Origin of the sequence: Jonquetella sp. BV3C21, from assembly GCF_000468895.1 — a bacterium.
In the GTDB taxonomy this organism is placed as follows: Bacteria; Synergistota; Synergistia; order Synergistales; family Dethiosulfovibrionaceae; genus Jonquetella; species Jonquetella anthropi.
The window spans coordinates 1-2,422 of sequence record NZ_AWWC01000026.1 but is presented as its reverse complement, the minus strand read 5'-3'; the positions used below and the strand labels follow the sequence as shown (position 1 = coordinate 2,422).

At 50.3% G+C, this 2,422-nt stretch carries 2 protein-coding genes; both read right to left on the bottom strand.

The features are described from left to right. Nucleotides 1-219: 219 nt before the first annotated feature. A complete protein-coding gene (locus HMPREF1249_RS06945; RefSeq protein ID WP_008520067.1) occupies nucleotides 220-669 on the bottom strand; it encodes a hypothetical protein in 450 nt (149 codons plus the stop codon). A gap of 359 nt (nucleotides 670-1,028) precedes the next feature. Continuing rightward, entirely contained in the window at nucleotides 1,029-2,195 is a 1,167-nt protein-coding gene (locus tag HMPREF1249_RS06940; protein WP_008520063.1) for an MFS transporter, read from the bottom strand. Between the last annotated feature and the right edge of the window lie 227 nt (nucleotides 2,196-2,422).

Genomic DNA, 2,422 nt, shown 5'->3' with positions numbered 1-2,422 from the left:
ATTTTTGGGAGAGGCGGTTTTTCTATCGCAACGATGATGTACCCTTTACAAAAACTTCATCCCGCGTCCAAAAATGTGCCTTGAATAATAACTTTTTAAGTGACAAATGACTTGTACAGCCCTACTGTTCAAGGCTCATAAAAAGCTGCAGGGCACTCGGCCCTACCGAGAAAGGACATCTCCTCTCCAACAAACCCCAACGCAAAAAGCATCTTATTTTTATTGAATCTTACTCTGAATGATCAGCATATCGTTCTTCGTTTGCCCGTCTATCAGTTGAATCCTAACGTTTTCGCCTCGCCATTCAGCGCCAAACGTTCCGGTAGTATGTTCATCAGGTTCGCCCCACTGAATAACACAGGCCTCGTAGATATTTTTCGTCTCGTTCGCAGATCTAGCAGCGAGAACCGCCACCTCGAAACCTTTCTTCGAGAACCCGTATAAAACCGAGGCTAAACGCGCTCTTCGCATCGTCAAGTCATCTTTCACGCGCATGTAATAATCAACACCTTGGTCTTTATCGCTTTGCACCAGTTTCAGCGTTGATGAATGCATCGTTACAGGTTCTCCCCATTGTATTCCTCGAAATGCGCTTGGCTCATTGGAGAACGCCAACGCCGTCCCCGAAAAGAAAATGATCGCACCCCACGCACAGAAAAATCTTTTCATTATTGAAAGCACCTCCTGCCAGCTAGTTTACGAACCTGTATGCTCCCTGCAAAACAACCGTCCGAACAGGTTCTCTAATGTTTATTTAAAATTATTCATTATTATACTAACATACTGACACCGAAATAATAAATTCGCACAGGCAGCCCTATGACGCGCCAACTCGACTCAGAAGCCAGTTTCCGCGGCGAAGAGCACGGAAAAGCTTAAAAAGCTCCGAACATACCAGCTATATTTGAAATTATGGCCATGAACTCTATAAACAGCGAACGGACAGATTGGACAACCCCGACATACTCGTCCCAATAAATGATAAAAACCTTTTGGATGTATTGAAGAAACAACTAATAATATAAAACCTACGATACTTTTCCCGAATCAACTGCTTCCAGCGGATGACGGGCAACTATCCGCCAAGCCAACAAACCGACGGCAACCAGAGCACCGCTGGCCAACCGATAAACCGTCACGTAGCTCATCGACCGCGCCAAGGCTGTCACAGCTATCGGCACCGCAAAATACGACGCCGAATAAATCAATCCATGTACGCTCACCACGCGCGTTCTCAGGCTTGGCGAACTCAAATCACCCAACAAGCTCAGCATCATCGGGTATCCCAGCCCCATTGCCGCCCCGTACAGCGCACCACACAACGCCATAAAAAAGAGGTTCCCTGCCCACGTTGCACCGGCCAAAGCAACGGCAAGAAACAACCCTGGCAGAGCCGCCAAAGTCCGCCGGGGAAAACGTCCCACCGTTGAAACACCCAGCGATCTCATCAGCACCGACGCCAGAGCCGAAGTCACCATAAAAGAAGACACTGGCAGCCCCTGCTCGCGAGCAACGAACACAAGCGGCACCTGTAGGGCGTCGAGAGTCGTAAACGTTCCCAACACGACAAACAGCCGTCTAAGAGCCGGCTCACGGAATACCTGAGCAAAGGACCCCCGCGGTGCCCGTTCCTGCCCTTGAAGCTCCGTCCCCGCCGACAGATCGGGCAGTTCGGGCAGCCGAAACGCCGCCCAGACCGTCGCCCCAGCAACGGCCATCAAAAAAAACTCGTACCACCGAACCAAACCTCGGGCCAAAAGCAATTCGAACAGCGGCAAAGCCGTCAACATCGGCAGCACGTTGCCTAACGACACAATCGTCATAGCTTGGCTCCGCTCCGCCACATCGAAAGCTGCCACTTGAAATGACAGCAAAGCTACTAAAAAAAGAGTCTGTCCCGCCCCGTAGACCGCGCGAGCGGCCAAAAAAGCAGTCACACTTGGATGAACTGACAAAAAGAAAAGCGCCGCCGCAGCGAGCACACAGAAGCCCCCGATCACACCACGCCGAAGACCAATCTCCTCCAAAAACCTTGGAGCCAAAACACGCCCAGCCATTGCCACTCCGGCGTGAATTCCCAAAGCCGCACCAAGCCATTGCCCCGGCTCAAAGCCAATTGCATCAAACCATACCGGCAAAAGAAAAAAACCCGCCTCAAGTGTCGCCAACCCGCACGTTACGCCCAACAGCCTCATTGTCAGCCCATTTACTCTCAAAAGACACACCGTCCAGCACGCCCCACAAAAAGAGCTGCAAATTTTCAACTGCCGAAACTACAGTCCGGCGGCTTTTAGTGTAACACGCCCGCCGCCCTCAAACCTATTTCAACGAAAAGAGACCACCACAAAAATTCCCCGTCACTTATTGATCAAACGGCATAATTCTTCTTTAAAAACGGATATTCTCTTTCTCTTTTTTCTCT

Coding starts and splice junctions, on each gene's coding strand:
- HMPREF1249_RS06945 (WP_008520067.1), bottom strand. CDS start 669: ATGAAAAGATTTTTCTGTGCGTGGGGTGCGATCATTTTCTTTTCGGGG.
- HMPREF1249_RS06940 (WP_008520063.1), bottom strand. CDS start 2,195: ATGAGGCTGTTGGGCGTAACGTGCGGGTTGGCGACACTTGAGGCGGGT.